Source organism: Variovorax sp. GW458-11-26-14-LB1, assembly GCF_059423965.1.
In genome coordinates this window covers 50,536-66,151 of the sequence record NZ_JBWKYW010000005.1, presented here as the reverse complement: position 1 = coordinate 66,151, position 15,616 = coordinate 50,536, and the positions used below count along the sequence as shown (strand labels likewise).

Annotated in this window: 15 protein-coding genes and 1 pseudogene; 13 read left to right on the top strand and 3 right to left on the bottom strand. The window is 63.4% G+C overall.

Annotated features, from left to right (window positions below):
- Positions 1 to 18 precede the first annotated feature (18 nt).
- The 5 genes from AC07YS_RS05325 to AC07YS_RS05305 all read left to right on the top strand — a co-directional run bounded on the left by AC07YS_RS05325 (position 19) and on the right by AC07YS_RS05305 (position 5,635).
- On the top strand, positions 19 to 411 hold the full coding sequence (locus tag AC07YS_RS05325; protein ID WP_495267386.1) for a DUF305 domain-containing protein: 393 nt from the start codon (positions 19 to 21) through the stop codon (positions 409 to 411).
- 133 nt (positions 412 to 544) lie between these two features.
- A complete protein-coding gene (locus tag AC07YS_RS05320; RefSeq protein WP_495267387.1) occupies positions 545 to 2,515 on the top strand; it encodes a multicopper oxidase domain-containing protein in 1,971 nt (656 codons plus the stop codon).
- A 102-nt stretch (positions 2,516 to 2,617) separates the two neighbouring features.
- Positions 2,618 to 2,809 (top strand): heavy-metal-associated domain-containing protein, encoded by a 192-nt coding sequence (locus AC07YS_RS05315; protein WP_495267388.1) that lies wholly within the window; start codon positions 2,618 to 2,620, stop codon positions 2,807 to 2,809.
- Positions 2,810 to 2,939: 130 nt separating this feature from the next.
- Positions 2,940 to 5,375 (top strand): heavy metal translocating P-type ATPase, encoded by a 2,436-nt coding sequence (locus AC07YS_RS05310; RefSeq protein WP_495267389.1) that lies wholly within the window; start codon positions 2,940 to 2,942, stop codon positions 5,373 to 5,375.
- Positions 5,376 to 5,416: 41 nt separating this feature from the next.
- The gene (locus AC07YS_RS05305) at positions 5,417 to 5,635 is read left to right on the top strand and encodes a hypothetical protein (RefSeq protein ID WP_495267390.1); all 219 of its coding nucleotides are present in this window, start codon (positions 5,417 to 5,419) and stop codon (positions 5,633 to 5,635) included.
- Positions 5,636 to 5,645: 10 nt separating this feature from the next.
- Here AC07YS_RS05305 and AC07YS_RS05300 read toward each other — a convergent pair whose 3' ends face one another.
- Positions 5,646 to 6,584 (bottom strand): LysR substrate-binding domain-containing protein, encoded by a 939-nt coding sequence (locus tag AC07YS_RS05300; RefSeq protein WP_495267391.1) that lies wholly within the window; start codon positions 6,582 to 6,584, stop codon positions 5,646 to 5,648.
- 63 nt (positions 6,585 to 6,647) lie between these two features.
- Between AC07YS_RS05300 and AC07YS_RS05295 the strand changes: the two genes are divergently transcribed.
- From AC07YS_RS05295 to AC07YS_RS05260, 8 genes are all read left to right on the top strand, one after another.
- The gene (locus AC07YS_RS05295; RefSeq protein ID WP_495267392.1) at positions 6,648 to 7,133 is read left to right on the top strand and encodes a hypothetical protein; all 486 of its coding nucleotides are present in this window, start codon (positions 6,648 to 6,650) and stop codon (positions 7,131 to 7,133) included.
- A 33-nt stretch (positions 7,134 to 7,166) separates the two neighbouring features.
- Positions 7,167 to 8,336: a trans-sulfuration enzyme family protein gene (locus AC07YS_RS05290; protein ID WP_495267393.1), complete on the top strand. Its 1,170-nt coding sequence runs from the start codon at positions 7,167 to 7,169 to the stop codon at positions 8,334 to 8,336.
- 22 nt (positions 8,337 to 8,358) lie between these two features.
- Positions 8,359 to 9,285 carry a transporter substrate-binding domain-containing protein gene (locus AC07YS_RS05285; RefSeq protein WP_495267394.1) on the top strand — a complete coding sequence of 309 codons (927 nt, stop codon included), beginning with the start codon at positions 8,359 to 8,361 and terminating at the stop codon, positions 9,283 to 9,285.
- A gap of 43 nt (positions 9,286 to 9,328) precedes the next feature.
- Positions 9,329 to 10,066 carry an amino acid ABC transporter permease gene (locus tag AC07YS_RS05280; RefSeq protein WP_495267395.1) on the top strand — a complete coding sequence of 246 codons (738 nt, stop codon included), beginning with the start codon at positions 9,329 to 9,331 and terminating at the stop codon, positions 10,064 to 10,066.
- Positions 10,066 to 10,755: an amino acid ABC transporter permease gene (locus tag AC07YS_RS05275; protein WP_495267396.1), complete on the top strand. Its 690-nt coding sequence runs from the start codon at positions 10,066 to 10,068 to the stop codon at positions 10,753 to 10,755. The genes AC07YS_RS05280 and AC07YS_RS05275 overlap by 1 nt, the downstream gene beginning before the upstream one ends.
- A 28-nt stretch (positions 10,756 to 10,783) precedes the next feature.
- Positions 10,784 to 11,518, top strand: coding sequence for an amino acid ABC transporter ATP-binding protein (locus AC07YS_RS05270; protein ID WP_495267430.1), 735 nt, complete (start codon positions 10,784 to 10,786; stop codon positions 11,516 to 11,518).
- A 56-nt stretch (positions 11,519 to 11,574) separates the two neighbouring features.
- Positions 11,575 to 12,075 carry a cupredoxin domain-containing protein gene (locus AC07YS_RS05265; RefSeq protein WP_495267397.1) on the top strand — a complete coding sequence of 167 codons (501 nt, stop codon included), beginning with the start codon at positions 11,575 to 11,577 and terminating at the stop codon, positions 12,073 to 12,075.
- A gap of 837 nt (positions 12,076 to 12,912) precedes the next feature.
- Positions 12,913 to 14,445, top strand: coding sequence for a phospholipase D family protein (locus tag AC07YS_RS05260; protein ID WP_495267398.1), 1,533 nt, complete (start codon positions 12,913 to 12,915; stop codon positions 14,443 to 14,445).
- A 78-nt stretch (positions 14,446 to 14,523) separates the two neighbouring features.
- On the opposite strand, the pseudogene AC07YS_RS05255 reads toward AC07YS_RS05260, so the two are convergent.
- A pseudogene (locus AC07YS_RS05255) lies at positions 14,524 to 14,634 on the bottom strand (arsenical-resistance protein); the annotation flags it as partial.
- 527 nt (positions 14,635 to 15,161) lie between these two features.
- Entirely contained in the window at positions 15,162 to 15,602 is a 441-nt protein-coding gene (locus AC07YS_RS05250; RefSeq protein WP_495267399.1) for a helix-turn-helix domain-containing protein, read from the bottom strand.
- Between the last annotated feature and the right edge of the window lie 14 nt (positions 15,603 to 15,616).

Below are 15,616 nucleotides of genomic sequence, written 5' to 3'. Positions count from 1 at the left end.
AACCCACCAAGGAAAACCATGAACTCCCTGTATTTCAGGACCTTGGCGAGCGCCTCTGCGCTCGCGGCCTTTGCGCTGACCGCGGTGGCGCAAACTCAGCCCTCCACTCCACCTGCATCGGGGCCGATGGCCATGTCCCCAGCGCAGATGCAGAAAGGCAGCGGATCAGACGAGATGAAGAAATCCATGATGAGCGGCATGGAGGGCATGCAGAAGATGCAGATGTCAGGGGACACCGACAAGGATTTCGCGATGCTGATGAAGATGCATCACCAGCAGGCGCTCGAGATGGCCAAGCCCGAGATCGCACACGGAAAGTCGCCGGAGCTGAAAGCGATGGCACGCAAGATCATCAAGGACCAAACCAAGGAGATCGCGCAGCTGGATGCGTGGATGAAAAAGAATCCTTGAGCGGTAGATGATGGTGCGCTGCGCTGGGCCCGCTCCTATCAGCATCCGAGGCACTTTTCCGGTCCGTCCGGCGCAGATGACCGGCAGGCGCAAGCGCATCGTGCGCGCCTGAGCTCAAACAATGGGGATCACCATGTTCGCTCAACCCATCGACTACTTCCTGGCCGTCTGGTTCGTCTTGGCGGCCCTGTCCACCGCCTACGTCGCATGGGACCAGCTGCGGCACAACCCCGAGCCGGTCGTGATGAAGTGGGGGTTCATCCTCGTCACGCTCTACCTCGGCCCGCTGGGCTTGCTGCTCTACGTGATGGCGGACAAAGAGCCGGCCCCCGGCGAGCACGAAGAATTTGTCAAGCCGCTGTGGAAACAGGGCGTGGGCTCCACGATCCACTGCGTGGCGGGCGATGCAACGGGCATCATCTTGGCGGCGGTCGTAACCGCGGTGCTGGGGCTGCCGATGTGGATCGACCTGATCGTCGAGTACGTTGCCGGCTTTGCGTTCGGCCTGTTCATTTTCCAGTCCCTCTTCATGAAGAACATGATGGGCGGCACCTACTGGGAAAACGTCAAGAAGTCGTTCATGCCGGAATTCATCAGCATGAACGCGATGATGGCCGGTATGGCCCCTGTGATGGCGCTGCTCATGATGGGCCGCGACATGCGGGCGATGGATCCGACCGAACTCGTCTTCTGGGGCGTGATGTCGCTGGGCGTGGCCGCCGGGTTTGCGGTGGCGTATCCGGTGAATGTCTGGATGGTGTCCCGGAAGATGAAGCACGGGCTGATGACCGAGCGTCGGCCCGAGAAGAAGCCCCAGGCGCAAGCTGATGCGGCCATGGCACCCGGGCATGCCCCTGCGCATGCGCATGACTCCATGCCTGTCGCCGCCCCCGCAGCCCAACAGGCCGGCCTTGAACCGAGCGCCCAGCCCGCGCTGGACAAGCCGCGCGACAAATCGGGCCATGCGCAGGGAGGTCACGGCGGCCACAGTATGCGACCGAACGTGACGCGGCCGCAGCTGGCGGCCGTGACGATGACCACCACGCTCATGCTGCTGGCCGGCATGACGATGCCCGCGATGTTCGTGAACATGCGTCTGTCGAACCGGGACGTTGGTGGCGCCATCATGCCTCCGTCGATGATCATGGGCTGGGACACGCCCGGCCAGGCGATGCGCGACATGTCGGCCATACACCCACGCGAGATCGCCCACATCGCTGGTGCGCAGACCCGCGGCGACGTCGACCTTGCCCCCGCGCTGGACAACGACATCAAGGTCTTCAACCTCGAGACCAGTGTCATCCGGTGGAACATCCTGCCGGACGTGACCGTCGAGGGCTACGCATTCAACGCGACGATCCCAGGCCCAAGGATTCGCGTCACCGAAGGCGATCGGGTGCGCATCAAGGTGACGAATCGATTGCCCGAGAGCACCACTGTGCATTGGCACGGACTGATCCTGCCGAACGAGATGGATGGCCCGGCCAAGATCACGCAGCAGCCGATTCCGCCCGGTGGTTCCTACACCTACGAGTTCACGACCGAGCAGGCAGGCACGTTTTTCTATCACTCGCATGACCATGTGGACCGCCAGCAGGCCTTCGGTCTATATGGGGCCCTGATCATCGATCCGAAGAACGCCGAGCAGCCACCCAAGGCGGATCACGAGTATGTGATCCAGCTGCAGGAATGGCTCAAGCGCGAAGGCCTGACCTATCCGGCGATGCTGATGGAAGGCGGATTGCCGAACTACTTCACCATCAATGGCAAGGCATTTCCCGCCACCGACACGGTGAAGATGAAGGTCGGCGAGACCATCAAGCTCAGATTCGTGGGCAGCAACAACAACTTCGTGCACCCCATGCACGTCCACGGTGGCCCGTTCACCGTCGTTGCGAGGGACGGCTATGTGCTGCCTGAGTCGGCGCGGTTCCAGGCGGATACGGTAAACGTCGGCCCGGGTCAGCGCTACGACGTCGTCTGGAAGGCCCTGCGGCCCGGCAAGTGGCTGGTGCACTGCCACATCCCGCACCACACCACCAACAACAACGTCGAGCAGGACGGCGGCGGGGGCCTGATGATGGTGCTGGACGTGCAGGCCTGAATGCCGTTTTCCGACGTCTCCCGGAAATACCTCGACATATTCCTTGACCTTCACATGATGTCAACCCTGATACTGCAGGTCAATTTCAACGAAGGAGTCTCCATGCAAGAGTTCGAAATTCAATCGATGTCCTGCGGCGGTTGCGCCAGCCGGGTGGCCCAGGCGCTCAAGAACCTGGATGCACAGGCGAAGATCGAGGTGGACCTGCCGTCCAGGACGGTCCGGATCGAAACCACCGAGGACCGCGCGAGCATCGCAGCAGCTCTCGCAGAAGCGGGATACGCACCGAAGTAAGCACCCCTGCGGCCCTCGATCAGCCCCTGAGCGGCCCATCAACCCCGACCAACCGGCCCCTGCAGGGTGAGCGGCTGGTGGCGGCGCACGGCCTCCCTCAATTTCCCGTCGGAGAACGCGAATGAATGACATGCCCACGAGACAAGCAGGACACCATGAAGGCCACCACGGGCCGCACGCGCATGCCGCGGCTGGAACGTCGCACGGTGAGTCCGATGCGTCTTTGAAGGATCCGGTCTGCGGCATGAATGTGAGCGCGCAGTCGCCCCACGTCCTGCAGCATGAAGGCAAGACGGTCTACTTTTGCAGTGGCGGCTGCAAGGCCAAGTTCGAGGCCGACCCGGTCAAGTACGCGAAGCGCAGTGCGAAGCCGGTGGAACCACTCGTCCTTGCGGGTGGGAATGCGGGTGCGAGCCAGCACGCCCCCGCAGGCACGATCTACACCTGCCCCATGCACCCGGAGATCCGGCAGGACCACCCGGGCAACTGCCCCAAGTGCGGCATGACGCTGGAGCCTGAGATGCCGACCCTCGACGAGGGCGAAGATCCCGAGCTGAAAGACTTCAAGCGGCGCTTCTTCTGGACGCTGCCGCTGAGCGTTGTCGTCACCGTGCTCGCCATGGCCGGCCACCGCCTGCAGTGGTTCGAGATGGGCACGCAAAGCTGGATCGAGCTCGTGCTCAGCGTGCCGATCGTGCTGTGGGCCGGCTGGCCGTTCTTTGTGCGCGCGGTGCAGTCGGTGGCGAACCGCAGCCCGAACATGTGGACCCTGATCGGCCTGGGCACGGCCGCCGCCTTTGTCTACAGCGTCGTGGCCACGGTGGCGCCGGGCGTGTTCCCCGCGTCGTTTGTGTCGATGGGGCGCGTGTCGGTCTACTTCGAGGCGGCGGCGGTGATCATTTCGCTCACCCTGCTGGGCCAGATCCTCGAGCTCAAGGCGCGCTCGCAAACCTCCGCGGCGATCAAGTCGCTGCTGGGGCTCGCGCCCAAGACGGCGCGCCGGATCGGCGCCGACGGCACCGAGGAAGACGTGCCCATCGGCCATGTGCATGTCGGCGACAGGCTGCGCGTGCGCCCCGGGGAGAAGGTGCCGGTGGACGGCGTGGTGATCGAAGGCGGCAGCGCGGTCGACGAGTCGATGCTCACCGGCGAGCCGCTGCCCGTGACCAAGCGCGTGGGCGACAAGCTCATCGGAGCGACGCTGAACACCAACGGCGCCCTCGTCATGCAGTCGGAAAAGGTCGGCTCGCAGACCGTGCTCGCGAGCATCGTGCAGATGGTCGCGCAAGCCCAGCGCTCGCGCGCGCCGATGCAGCGGATGGCCGACCAGGTCGCCGGCTACTTCGTGATGACGGTGATCGCCATCGCGGTGCTGACCTTCTTCGCCTGGGGTTTCTTCGGGCCGCAGCCCAGCTGGGTCTACGGCCTCATCAATGCCGTGGCGGTGCTCATCATTGCCTGCCCCTGCGCGTTGGGCCTCGCGACGCCGATGTCGATCATGGTGGCCACCGGCAAGGCGGCCACGCAGGGCGTGCTGTTCCGCGATGCCGCGGCGATCGAGAACTTCCGCAAGGTCGACACGCTCATCGTCGACAAGACCGGCACCCTGACGGAAGGCCGGCCGCAGTTCGAGCGCGCGGTGCCTGCGCCGGGCTTCACCGCGGACGAGGTGCTGCGCCTTGCAGCCAGCCTGGACCAGGGCAGCGAACACCCGCTGGCCGACGCCATCGTGCGGGCGGCGCGCGAGCGCCAGCTGGCGCTGGACACGCCCGAGGGTTTCGAATCCAGCAGCGGCATCGGCGTGAGCGGCGCCGTGGCCGGCCGGAAGCTGGCGCTGGGCAACACGGCGCTCATGGAACAGCTGCGCGTGCGGGTCGATGCGCTCAAGCCGCAAGCCGAGGCCCTGCGGGCCGAGGGCGCGAGCGTCATGTTCCTGGCGGTGGACGGCCAGGCGGCCGGCCTGCTCGCGGTGTCGGACCCGATCAAGCCCACCACGCTGGAGGCGCTGGCCGCGCTCAAGGCTTCGGGCCTGCGCGTCATCATGGCCACGGGCGACGGGCTGACCACCGCCCGGGCCGTCGCCGCGAAGCTGAGCATCGACGAGGTGCACGGCGAAGTCAAGCCCGCCGACAAGCTCGCACTGGTCGACAAACTGCAGCGCGAAGGCCGCATCGTCGCGATGGCCGGCGACGGCATCAACGACGCCCCCGCGCTCGCCAAGGCCGACGTCGGCGTGGCGATGGGCACCGGCACCGATGTCGCGATGAACAGCGCCCAGGTGACGCTGGTCAAGGGCGACCTGCGCGGCATTGCACAGGCGCGCGTGATCTCCGAGCAGACCATCGCCAACATGAAGCAGAACCTGGGCTTCGCTTTCCTCTACAACGCGTTGGGCGTGCCGCTGGCCGCGGGCGTGCTGTTCCCGTTCACCGGCTGGCTGCTGTCGCCGATGATCGCCGCGCTGGCGATGAGCCTGAGCTCGGCGTCGGTGATCACCAATGCCTTGCGCTTGCGAGGAGCCAAGAGCGACGTCCACGCGTCCCACGTCGGCGAAAGATCGACCTAGGCGAGCAGCCCGGCGACTTCGCTGCGCGCGAAGGAGTTCCCATGAAGAGAAAAAAACCACTCGAGCTGCACTTGTTGGAGATCTACCAGGAGGCTCTGCGACAGCGAAACTGGGCGGTTGCCGAGCACCTGCTGTGCGCTATCGAGGCGTGCGCCCCTGCAGATGCGCCGATCAGCGAGACAGTGGCCAAGGCCTACGGTGTCTTGGCTGCCGAAGGGGAAAAACCCCGTTGCTGCGAGACGCGAACGAAGCGTCACTGAGGCTTGGCAGTCAAGCTTTGGCGCGGAGTTTGAGAAGATTGGCGAGGGCCTTCTGGTCTTCGGCCAACTGCATGCGCATGAGCTGAAGCACTCGCGAAGCGAGGCCGGACAGTGGCTGCCCGGGAGGCAGTACGAGCACCCCCGCGAAGGAAACTTCCAGAGACAAGGGACGGATGACCAGGCCGCGCTGGGCGTACTCCATGGCGGTGATCGGGTTGACAAAGCCAATACCCATACCGTTCAGGGCCATCTCGCACACGCTGGCCGCGTAAGGGGTCTCGACCAGCACGCTCAACGCGACGTTGCAGTCCGCCAGGGCCCGCTCCAGGCGCCGCCGGGACGCATCTTCCGGGTTGAGCGCGAGGAAGGGCTCTTCGGCGAGTTGATGCGGCTGGATGATCCTGGCGCGGGCCAGCCGGTGCTTGGCATGCATCACCACTACGCCTGGAAAGCGCGCGAATTCGGAGTGCTCCAGGCCCGTCGTCGGCATCTCGTCGGCCATCAGCCCGAAGTCGACCTGGCGCCCCAGCACGGCCTCGTGCACCTCCCGCGAACTGAGCACCTGCAGCGAAATCTGCGGGCGGGCGTCGGCGTCGCCGCGCTCGGCCACCAGCCGCGACAGCACCCGCGGCACGAAGCTCAGGCCAAAGGCCGGATACACCGCCATGCGCAGCGTGTTGACGCCGAAGCGCTTGAGGCTGCGCATGCGGTGCTCGATGCTGCTCAGCCCCACGAAGACGCGCTCAACCTCGACCAGCAAGGCTTGCGCTTCGGGCGTCGGATGCAGGCGCCCCCGCAGCCGGCGAAACAGGGGAAAGCCCGCGGCTTCCTCCAGCCTGCGAAGCGACTGGCTGATGGCCGGCTGCGTCACGCCCAGCAGCGCGGCCGCCTTGCTCGCGGAGCCCACGGACATCACGGAACGGAACACCTCGATCTCTCGGAGCAACATATAACAACCACTTATGGAGAAAGAATTTCGAGCGCGATCCGGATTATCTCCATCGTCCTAGAGTTGACGTCTTCAGCCACCTCCCGGAGAAGCAACATGAAACTTCAGACAGTTCTTGCAGTGACCGTCCTGGCTTGTGCTGGGTCCACATGGGCACACGATTTTTCCGGCGACATCGCCAAGTTTCAATCCATCGCTGCGACCAAGAAGCCCGACAGCCAACAGGCGCTTGCCGCGAGGCTCGCGCTGGAGCGCGCGCAGGGCGAGATGGAGCAGTCGGACGTGAAGATGGTGTTGCGCATCCGCTCGATGACCAACGCGGGCTTGCGCGCCATCGGCGAGCAACCGGCCTTTCTCACCAGCGAGTACAAGCGCCTGGAGGCGGCACTGGCCAACCCCAAGACCAATGACCCGGCCAAGATCGCCGCGGCCAAGGAAACCTTCGCTCGCCTGACGGTGGAGATGAAGGTCTATACCGATCTCGAAAACATGGCCGTCGACCAGATGAAGCAGGCACTGCAGCTCATCGAATCTGCACCCGCCAACTGATCGCAACCCCAACGAACAGCGCAGTCTTCTATCGTGAACTCTCCCATTCCCACCCTTGACACTGTCCCCCGGAGCGCGTTCGCCAGCCTGGTCCCACCAGTGTGGCGCGCTTCCACGATCGTCTTCGATTCGCTCGACGATTTCGTCAATCGCCGCACCCGCCTGCCGGATGGCTTCAGCTACGGCACGACGGGCACGCCGACGCAGCGCGCCCTCGAGACGCGCATCGCCGAGCTGGATGGCGCCGCTCACTGCGTCGTCTTCCCCTCCGGGCAGGCGGCCATCTGCAGTGCTCTGCTCGCACTGCTCAAGAAGGGCGACCACCTGCTGATGACCGACGCCGCCTACGGCCTGGCCAAATCCTTCGCCGTCGAACGGCTGCAGGCGCTGGGCATCGAGGTCGAGTTCTATGCGCCGCGCATCGGCGCGAGCATCGAGCGCCTCGTGCGCCCGAACACGCGGCTCATCTGGCTGGAGTCGCCCGGCACGGTGACGATGGAAGTCGAGGACGTGCCGGCGATCACCGCCGTGGCGCGTGCCCGTGGCGTGCTGACCGCCATCGACAACACCTGGGCCAGCCCGCTGGGCTTTGCCGCGCTGGCGCACGGCGTCGACCTGTGCATTCACGCATGTACCAAGTACATGGGAGGCCATTCCGACGTGCTGATGGGCAGTATCGCGACCAATGATGAAGGCCTGTACAGGTCCTTGCGCGGCCTTCAATCGCAGATGGGGTTGGCGGTGAGCCCGGAGGATTGCTTCCTGATCGCCCGGGGTCTCGACACGATGCAGGTGCGCATGGAGCGCCAGGCCACCAGCACGCAGTTGATTGCCGAACGACTCGCGGTGCATCCCCTGGTGAGTCGGATGCTCTTTCCGGCGCTGCCTGGCGCACCGGACCATGCCCTCTGGGCGCGCGATTTCAAGCAATCCGGCTGCGTGATGTCGCTGCAGCTCGTAGACAGCTCCTACGACGCTTACCGGGCACTGTTCTCAAAGCTGAAGCTCTTTTCCATCGGCGCGAGTTGGGGCGGCGTGCGCAGCATCGCGGCCTTTTATCCCGCGGAGGAGATCGCCAAGCGCAATTTCTGCGACGTCCAAGGGCCGGTCATCCGCTTGTCGATTGGCCTGGACGATCCCCAGGCGCTGCTCGACGAACTGCTGGGCGCCTTGAGCACCCATGAGACGAGTTTCAACCTCTGATTCCCGACACCTGGAGCCTGCGATGACCCTCAAGCCGACCTTTCACACAGCGTTGATCCGCCCCCTCCTCGCCGCAGCCGGACTCGCGCTATGCGCCAGTGTCGCCGCGCAAACCGCGCAACCGCAGGACGGCACGCTCAAGAAGATCAAGGACACCGGGGCGATCACGGTGGCCACGCGCGGCGCCTCCATCCCGTTCAACTACCTGGACGACAACAACAAGCAGGCCGGCTTTGCGTGGGAGATCTCGCAGCGTGTGGTCGAACAGGTGAAGAAGGACCTCAAGCTCGCCAAGCTCGAGGTCAAGACGTTGGAAGTCACGCCGCAGACGCGCATTCCGCTGGTGGCCAACCAGACCGTCGACCTGGAGTGCAGTTCCACCACGAACAACGTCGAGCGGCAGAACCAAGTGTCGTTTTCCAGCACCTTTTTCGTGGTGGGTGCGCGCCTGCTGGTGCGCAAGAACTCGGGCATCAAGCACTGGTCCGACCTCGTGGGCAAGAACGTGGTCGTGAGCGCGGGCACCACGGCCGAGCGCATGCTGCGGCAGCTCAACGAGAAGAACAAGTGGGGCATCAACATCATCCTGGCCAAGGACATCAACGAAAACTTCCTCACCGTCGAGACCGGGCGGGCCGTGGCGGCCGCGCAGGACGACATCATTCTCTTCAGCAACATCGCACGCGCACGCACTCCGGCCGACTGGGAAGTGGTCGGCGTTCCCCAGCAAAAGGAGGCCTACGGCTGCATGCTGCGCAAGGGCGACGTCGCCTTCAAGAAGCTCGTCGACGGCGTGATCACCGGGATGATGCGCTCCGGCGAATTCGTCTCGCTGTACGAGAAGTACTTCCTGAAGCCCATCGCGGTGAAGGGCAACGTGACGGTCAACTTCCCGATGTCGCCCGACATGCAGGAACTCATGCGTCATCCGAACGACCAGCCGCTGTGAATGCCTTGACGCCGCCTCAAGATCTCTACGAACGTCCTGAACGATGCACTACTCCTGGGATTGGTTGATCTTCTTCAAGCCCTCGGTCACGGGCGAGGGCCTGTACGGCCTGATGCTGCTGCGCGGGTTGCTGTGGACGGTTGTGCTGTCGTTGCTGGCTTGGACGCTGGCGCTGGGCCTCGGCCTGATCGCCGGCGTTGCACGGACCTTGCCCAACCGGGCCGCGCGCTACCTGTCCACGGTGTACATCCACTGTTTTCGCAACACGCCGCTGCTGGTGCAGCTGTTTCTCTGGTACTTCGTGGTGCCGGAACTGCTGCCGGTCGACTGGGGCAATGCGCTCAAGCAGATGAACCCGACGACGAACCAGTTCCTCACCGTGCTGGTGGCGCTCACCCTCTACACAGCTGCGAAGGCGGCCGAGCAGGTGCGCGCCGGCATCGAGTCAGTGCCACACAGCCAAAAGCAGGCGGCGATGGCACTCGGCCTGGGAACAGTGGCGGCCTATCGGCATGTGATTCTTCCGCAGGCCCTGCGTATCGTCATCCCGCCGATGACCTCGGACTTCTTGAATGTGTTCAAGAACTCGGCTGTGGCGCTCACCATTGGGCTGATGGAGCTGACGGGCCAAACGCGTCAGCTCAGTGAATTCAGCGCCCACCCGTTCGAAGCTTTCATTGCCGCGACGGTCATCTACATGGCGATCACCTACGGTGTGATCGTGCTAATGCGCCGCATCGAACATCGGGCGCGCGTGCCCGGGCTGCTGGGCGCTGCGTGATGGGCTACGACTTCGATTGGGTCGCCCTGCAGCGCGCCTGGCCCTACTTGCTGCAGGGCCTGCAGATGACCGCCTTGCTGGTGGCGGCCTCCATGGCCGCCGGCATCGGCCTGGGGACCCTGCTGGCGATCACGCGGATCTTCGCGCCGCGGCCGGTGGCGGCGCTCGTGGCGGGGTACGTGAACCTGTTCCGCTCGATCCCGCTGATCCTCACGATCCTGTGGATCTACTTCCTGATGCCGGTGGTGTTGCGCGCCGTGACCGGCGACCCGAACCTCGGCGTCGGGCCGATCTACGCCGCGCTCGTGGCCTTCGTGCTCGCGGAGTCCGCGTACTACTGCGAGATCATCCGCGCCGGCATCGGCAGCGTGCGCGCCGGCCAGATGCAGGCGGCGCAGTCGCTGGGGATGTCGCCGGGGCAGGCCATGCGACACGTGATCCTGCCGCAGGCCTTTCGCAACATGACGCCCTCGCTCATCAACCAGACCATCGCGCTGCTCAAGGACACCTCGCTGGTCTACGTGATCAGCCTGAACGACTTTCTCGGCGCCGCCAGCAAGGTGGGACAACGCGACGGGCGCGTGGTCGAGGTCTACATCCTGGTCGCCGTCGTTTACCTGGTCTTGTGTACGGCGGGTGCATGGTGGATCACTTGGCTGCAGCGGCGCAAGACCGCATCGACCGTCTGAATAAATGACGAACAAGCGAATGAAAACGATGATCGAAATTGACAACGTCTCCAAGTGGTACGGCAAGTTCGCGGTGCTCACCGACTGCAGCACGCGCATCGGCGAAGGCGAGGTGGTCGTGGTCTGCGGCCCCTCGGGCTCGGGCAAGTCGACGCTCATCAAGACGGTGAATGCGCTCGAGCCGGTCCAGCGCGGCAGCATCACGGTCAACGGCATCGCGGTGACCGATCCGAAGACCGATTTGCCCAAGCTGCGCAGTCGCGTCGGCATGGTGTTTCAGCACTTCGAACTGTTTCCGCATCTGAGCGTGACCGACAACCTCGCGCTGGCGCAGGTTCAGGTGCTCAGGCGCTCTCGTTCCGAGGCCGTCGAGCGCGGACTGCGCATGCTCGAACGCGTGGGCCTCGCGGCCCACAAGGACAAGTTCCCGGGCCAGCTTTCCGGTGGCCAGCAGCAGCGCGTCGCGATTGCGCGGGCACTGTCGATGGATCCGATCGTCATGCTCTTCGACGAGCCGACCTCTGCACTGGATCCCGAGATGGTGGGGGAAGTTCTCGACGTGATGGTGAAGTTGGCGCGCGAGGGCATGACGATGATGGTGGTCACCCACGAGATGGGCTTTGCCAGGCAGGTCAGTGACCGGGTGATCTTCATGGACCAGGGCCGCATCGTCGAAGATTGCCCGCGCGACGAATTCTTCGACCGGCCCGACAGTCGAACCCCGCGGGCTCAGGACTTTCTCTCCAAAATTTTGGTGCATTGATGCTGCGAAATCTCCAACCCTTTCCAGACGAATCCGACCACAACCCGAGGAACCCCATGAAACCGATCAAGACATTGATGCTCGCCAGCACTCTGGCATTCTCAGGTCTCGCCCTCGCGCACGGCGACGAGGACCACGGTGCACCGAGCGGACCTGTGCGCAAGGAGCAGAAAGACTGGGGCATCGCCGGCGACGCGAGTGCGGCCAAGCGAACGCTGGTATTTAAGATGACCGACAACATGCGCTTCACGCCCGACCGTATCCAGGTCAAGCAGGGCGAGACCGTGAAGATTTCCATTCGAAACGAGGGGCAGGTCATGCACGAGTTCGTCCTCGGAACGAAGACGGAACTCGACAACCACGCAGCCCTGATGATGAAGTTTCCGGGCATGGAGCATTCCGAGCCCTACATGGCGCATGTCGCACCCGGCAAGACCGGCGAGATCACCTGGACCTTCAACCGGGCAGGGGATTTCGATTTCGCGTGCCTCATCGCCGGTCACTACCAGGCCGGCATGGTGGGAAAGGTCAAGGTCGTCGCCGCTTCCGGGGTCTGACGCTTCCCCGGGATTCCCCAGGGCTGCTTCAAGCGCTTCCCTGACGCTTAATCGGTCGACTCAACCTGTGTTGACCAGACCCGGCTCGCATATGGGCCATTCAGAAATGGTCAGGCCGACGAGGGCGAGTTTCGTTTGAGAGTAGCGCAGCGACCGTCAAGGCCCAGTCGCGACAAGCAGAGCAATGCGCCTGCCGAGAAAACACTCCTTGGCGATCGCTACTCAGAGCGTCCGACTTCGACTATCTCTCGCCGGACGGAATGGTGCCTTCTCGCATCGCCTGGAGGGTCTCTTTGCGAACTTCATCGCGCGTCCTGCCAGGACCGCTCTTGGCGACAGGCCAAGGCGCGCCGTACCGACTCGCCCATGTCCAGAACGGATGCTTTTGAGCAGTCTCGAGTTCAACAGCAACGTCAGCTCGGGGTCTGGCCGGACCCGCATGCTCGGGATGGTAGACCACGCCAGCTTCAGTGGGTGCAAAGTGAGATGGCTCTGCATACGCCGCGGGCGCGAAAACAACTGCGCAGATGGCGATGGCGAGTGCTGGACCGCTAAGTTTTGACGACATGATGCTCTCCTTTGACCAAGTGAGTGCATGCCGGGCCAGAAAGCCGTGACGACCCGGATGCTCTCGGTAGGCCGTCGGTTGATCTCCCTGCCATCAGTCTAGAAATCCAATCCGTCAATGGCCGCTCGGGCGGATTACAAATGTTTAATCTACCGGCGCACCAGCGTCTGGAATGAGCGGGGCGGCTATATTGCGTCCCCATGCTCCCAGACGCTCGGATTCAGTTTTTCGCGCACTCCGCATCTCGCAGATTGGGTGTTCTGCTCACCATGCTCACCACCGCGTTCCTGGTGGGTTGCGCCGGGCTGCCCTCACCATCAGGCAATCGTCAGGCCTCCCACGCGATCGCCGAATACGCCGACACGACACTGGGCAAACTTGCACAGCGTCATGTCAGTAGTCCGACAGTGACTTCGGGCTTCCGGTTGCTTCCCGAGGCGGCTTTCGCCTTTGACGCACGTGTTGCGCTCGTGCGCAGTGCCGAGCGATCGCTCGATGTGCAGTACTACCTGATTCGTAGCGACGATGCTGGGCTGCAGTTCCTCAGAGAGCTTCGCGACGCTGCGGCGAGGGGCGTGCGCGTTCGGTTGCTCGTAGATGACCTCTACACGGGTGGCGAGGAGGAACTTTTTGCCACACTGGCGACGTTCCCGAACGTCGAGGTGCGCCATTTCAATCCGCTGCCTTCGCGCGCGGCGGCGCTTCCCATGCGGCTGGTGCTCTCTTTCTTCTCTTTGTTGCGAGTCAACCATCGCATGCACAACAAGCTGCTGGTGGCCGACAACAGTTTCGCGATTTCTGGCGGGCGCAATATCGGCAACGAATACTTCATGCGCGACACGTCGGCCAACTTCATCGACGTCGACTTGCTCTCATGCGGTCCGATCGTTCGGGAACTGTCCAAGTCCTTCGACGCGTTCTGGAACAGTGCGCAGGTCTGGTCTATCGGTGATCTCGCGCCACTTTCGCTTTCTGTCAGCGCTGCGCAACGCCGATTCGACGAAAGAACCCGCACTGCTGCGCCGGACATCGCCTTGCACCCCTACGACATCCTCGGCCACTCGCCTGTCGGCGAACAGTTGATAACCGGCAAACTCGATCTCCACCAGGCATCGGCACGCCTGTATTCCGACAGTCCCGAGAAGCTCTCGCTGGATCATGAAGCAGCGTACCGCGGCAGCGTCTCAGAGGGCGCGCTGAACGAGATTTCCTCCTCGCAAGCCAGCGTGAAAATCCTTTCCCCTTACTTCATTCCAGGCCCGCGGGGGATGGCGGTTCTGAAGAATTTCGTTGCCAGCGGCGGTCGCGCCGTGGTCATCACCAACTCACTCGGATCCACGGACGAACCGCTCACGTATGCCGGCTACGAGCGCTACCGGCCCGATCTATTGAAGATCGGCGTGACGGTCTACGAGATTGCCCCCGAAAGCCCTGTTCGACCCAAACGCTTCGGCGACTTCGGAAAATCACTCAGCCGCCTGCACGCCAAGGTCGCGCTAATGGACGACGAGCGAATTTTCGTTGGATCGATGAATCTCGACTACCGATCGGCCTCCATCAACACAGAACTTGGGCTTGTCGTCGAAAGTCCTGCAATGGTCAAGGAGTTCAACAGCCTACTCGCCGCAGAGCATATCGAGTTCGCATACCGCCTGCGCTCCTCCTCAGACGGGCGCACGCAGTGGCTGAGTCACGATGCGGATGGCGAGCATATCGTGCATGAGGATGTTCCTGGCGACTTCCTGTGGCTGCGAATCAAGAACTGGTTGCTGCTGCCGATTCTGGGAGAAGAGCTCTTGTAAGAACGTGACTTCGGCTTTAAGAGCTTCAACCCGAGAGGCGCGGAAGCTCAATGCGTCGTTTCAGAGCGCTGCGTCGGCGGCTAGCGCCGCGCCCGAGCGAAACCCGAACAGGCTGATGGCGGCGGCCACGGTCGGCTCGAAGAAGTTGGACGCACCGATCAACGCGAAGGGAAATGCGATGCTGTGTTTTCGCCGAGTCACGCGACCCGGCGTTGGGTACGCATGGGGCTATTTCTCGCCCTCCAGGAGATGAAATGACTTTTCCCCGAATCGCTCTCAACCTAGGTGTTGCAGGTCTCGTTACGGCGGGCACCCTTTTCATCGCCGCATCAGCCAATGCGGGCACAAGCTGGTCCATCGGTGTCAGCGTACCGACGTGGTGGTGTCCGCGCCCGCACCGGTGTACTACGAGCCCGCGCCCGTTTACTCGCGGCCGGCCCCGACCTACTACCAGCCTGCTCAGCCGGTCTACTCCGCCCCGGCGCCTGGCTACTACGAGCCAGGATCTCGTTGGGAGGAACGCCGTGCGCAGCGCTGGGAAGAGCGCCGCGCGGAACGCCGTGAATGGCGCCACCGGCAATGGGAGCGCGAGCAGTACCGCCGCTACTACGAAGATCGCGATTGATGTTGGCACGTCGATCTGGGCGACCTGCTGAGGAGTGCGTGGATCGCGCAGATCATCCGAACACAGCCACCACGCCTGCAGGAAAGCAGTGCTATCGAGTGGCAAGACGTTCCGCAATTTCGCGCGCGCCGAGGTCTCGCACTGAAGCAAGACTTTCGAGTTGCGCTGCCCGTGGACGTGCCTTGCCTTGTTCCCAGTGGTAGATCGTCTGTCCAGACACACCAACTAGTTGCCCATAGATCGCGGCAGATAGTCCCAGCTTTGCACGATGTGTCGCCAACCTGGTAGCGCTAAACCGGCGCTTCGTGGCCCCGGCTGCGTCGCTTTCCGAATCAGGAACTGTGGGAGCGCGCACTGCACCCTTCGAGATGCGGCGCAGCTCCTTTTCGAGCGCACTCACTTGACGACGTAGCTCGGCAATGGACGAACGATGTGCGACCGATGCTTTCTTGAGCGTTTCGATCTCGGTGCGCACTTCTTTACGAGCTACGCGGGAAATTTCGGCTTTGAGGATCGAGGCGATATTTGGCATGAACGCATTGTGCC

Excerpts from the sequence above, each read along its gene's own strand:
- AC07YS_RS05325 (WP_495267386.1), top strand. The coding sequence starts at position 19 with ATGAACTCCCTGTATTTCAGGACCTTGGCGAGCGCCTCTGCGCTCGCG.
- AC07YS_RS05320 (WP_495267387.1), top strand. The coding sequence starts at position 545 with ATGTTCGCTCAACCCATCGACTACTTCCTGGCCGTCTGGTTCGTCTTG.
- AC07YS_RS05315 (WP_495267388.1), top strand. The coding sequence starts at position 2,618 with ATGCAAGAGTTCGAAATTCAATCGATGTCCTGCGGCGGTTGCGCCAGC.
- AC07YS_RS05310 (WP_495267389.1), top strand. The coding sequence starts at position 2,940 with ATGCCCACGAGACAAGCAGGACACCATGAAGGCCACCACGGGCCGCAC.
- AC07YS_RS05305 (WP_495267390.1), top strand. The coding sequence starts at position 5,417 with ATGAAGAGAAAAAAACCACTCGAGCTGCACTTGTTGGAGATCTACCAG.
- AC07YS_RS05300 (WP_495267391.1), bottom strand. The coding sequence starts at position 6,584 with ATGTTGCTCCGAGAGATCGAGGTGTTCCGTTCCGTGATGTCCGTGGGC.
- AC07YS_RS05285 (WP_495267394.1), top strand. The coding sequence starts at position 8,359 with ATGACCCTCAAGCCGACCTTTCACACAGCGTTGATCCGCCCCCTCCTC.
- AC07YS_RS05280 (WP_495267395.1), top strand. The coding sequence starts at position 9,329 with ATGCACTACTCCTGGGATTGGTTGATCTTCTTCAAGCCCTCGGTCACG.
- AC07YS_RS05275 (WP_495267396.1), top strand. The coding sequence starts at position 10,066 with ATGGGCTACGACTTCGATTGGGTCGCCCTGCAGCGCGCCTGGCCCTAC.
- AC07YS_RS05270 (WP_495267430.1), top strand. The coding sequence starts at position 10,784 with ATGATCGAAATTGACAACGTCTCCAAGTGGTACGGCAAGTTCGCGGTG.
- AC07YS_RS05265 (WP_495267397.1), top strand. The coding sequence starts at position 11,575 with ATGAAACCGATCAAGACATTGATGCTCGCCAGCACTCTGGCATTCTCA.
- AC07YS_RS05260 (WP_495267398.1), top strand. The coding sequence starts at position 12,913 with ATGCTCACCACCGCGTTCCTGGTGGGTTGCGCCGGGCTGCCCTCACCA.
- AC07YS_RS05250 (WP_495267399.1), bottom strand. The coding sequence starts at position 15,602 with ATGCCAAATATCGCCTCGATCCTCAAAGCCGAAATTTCCCGCGTAGCT.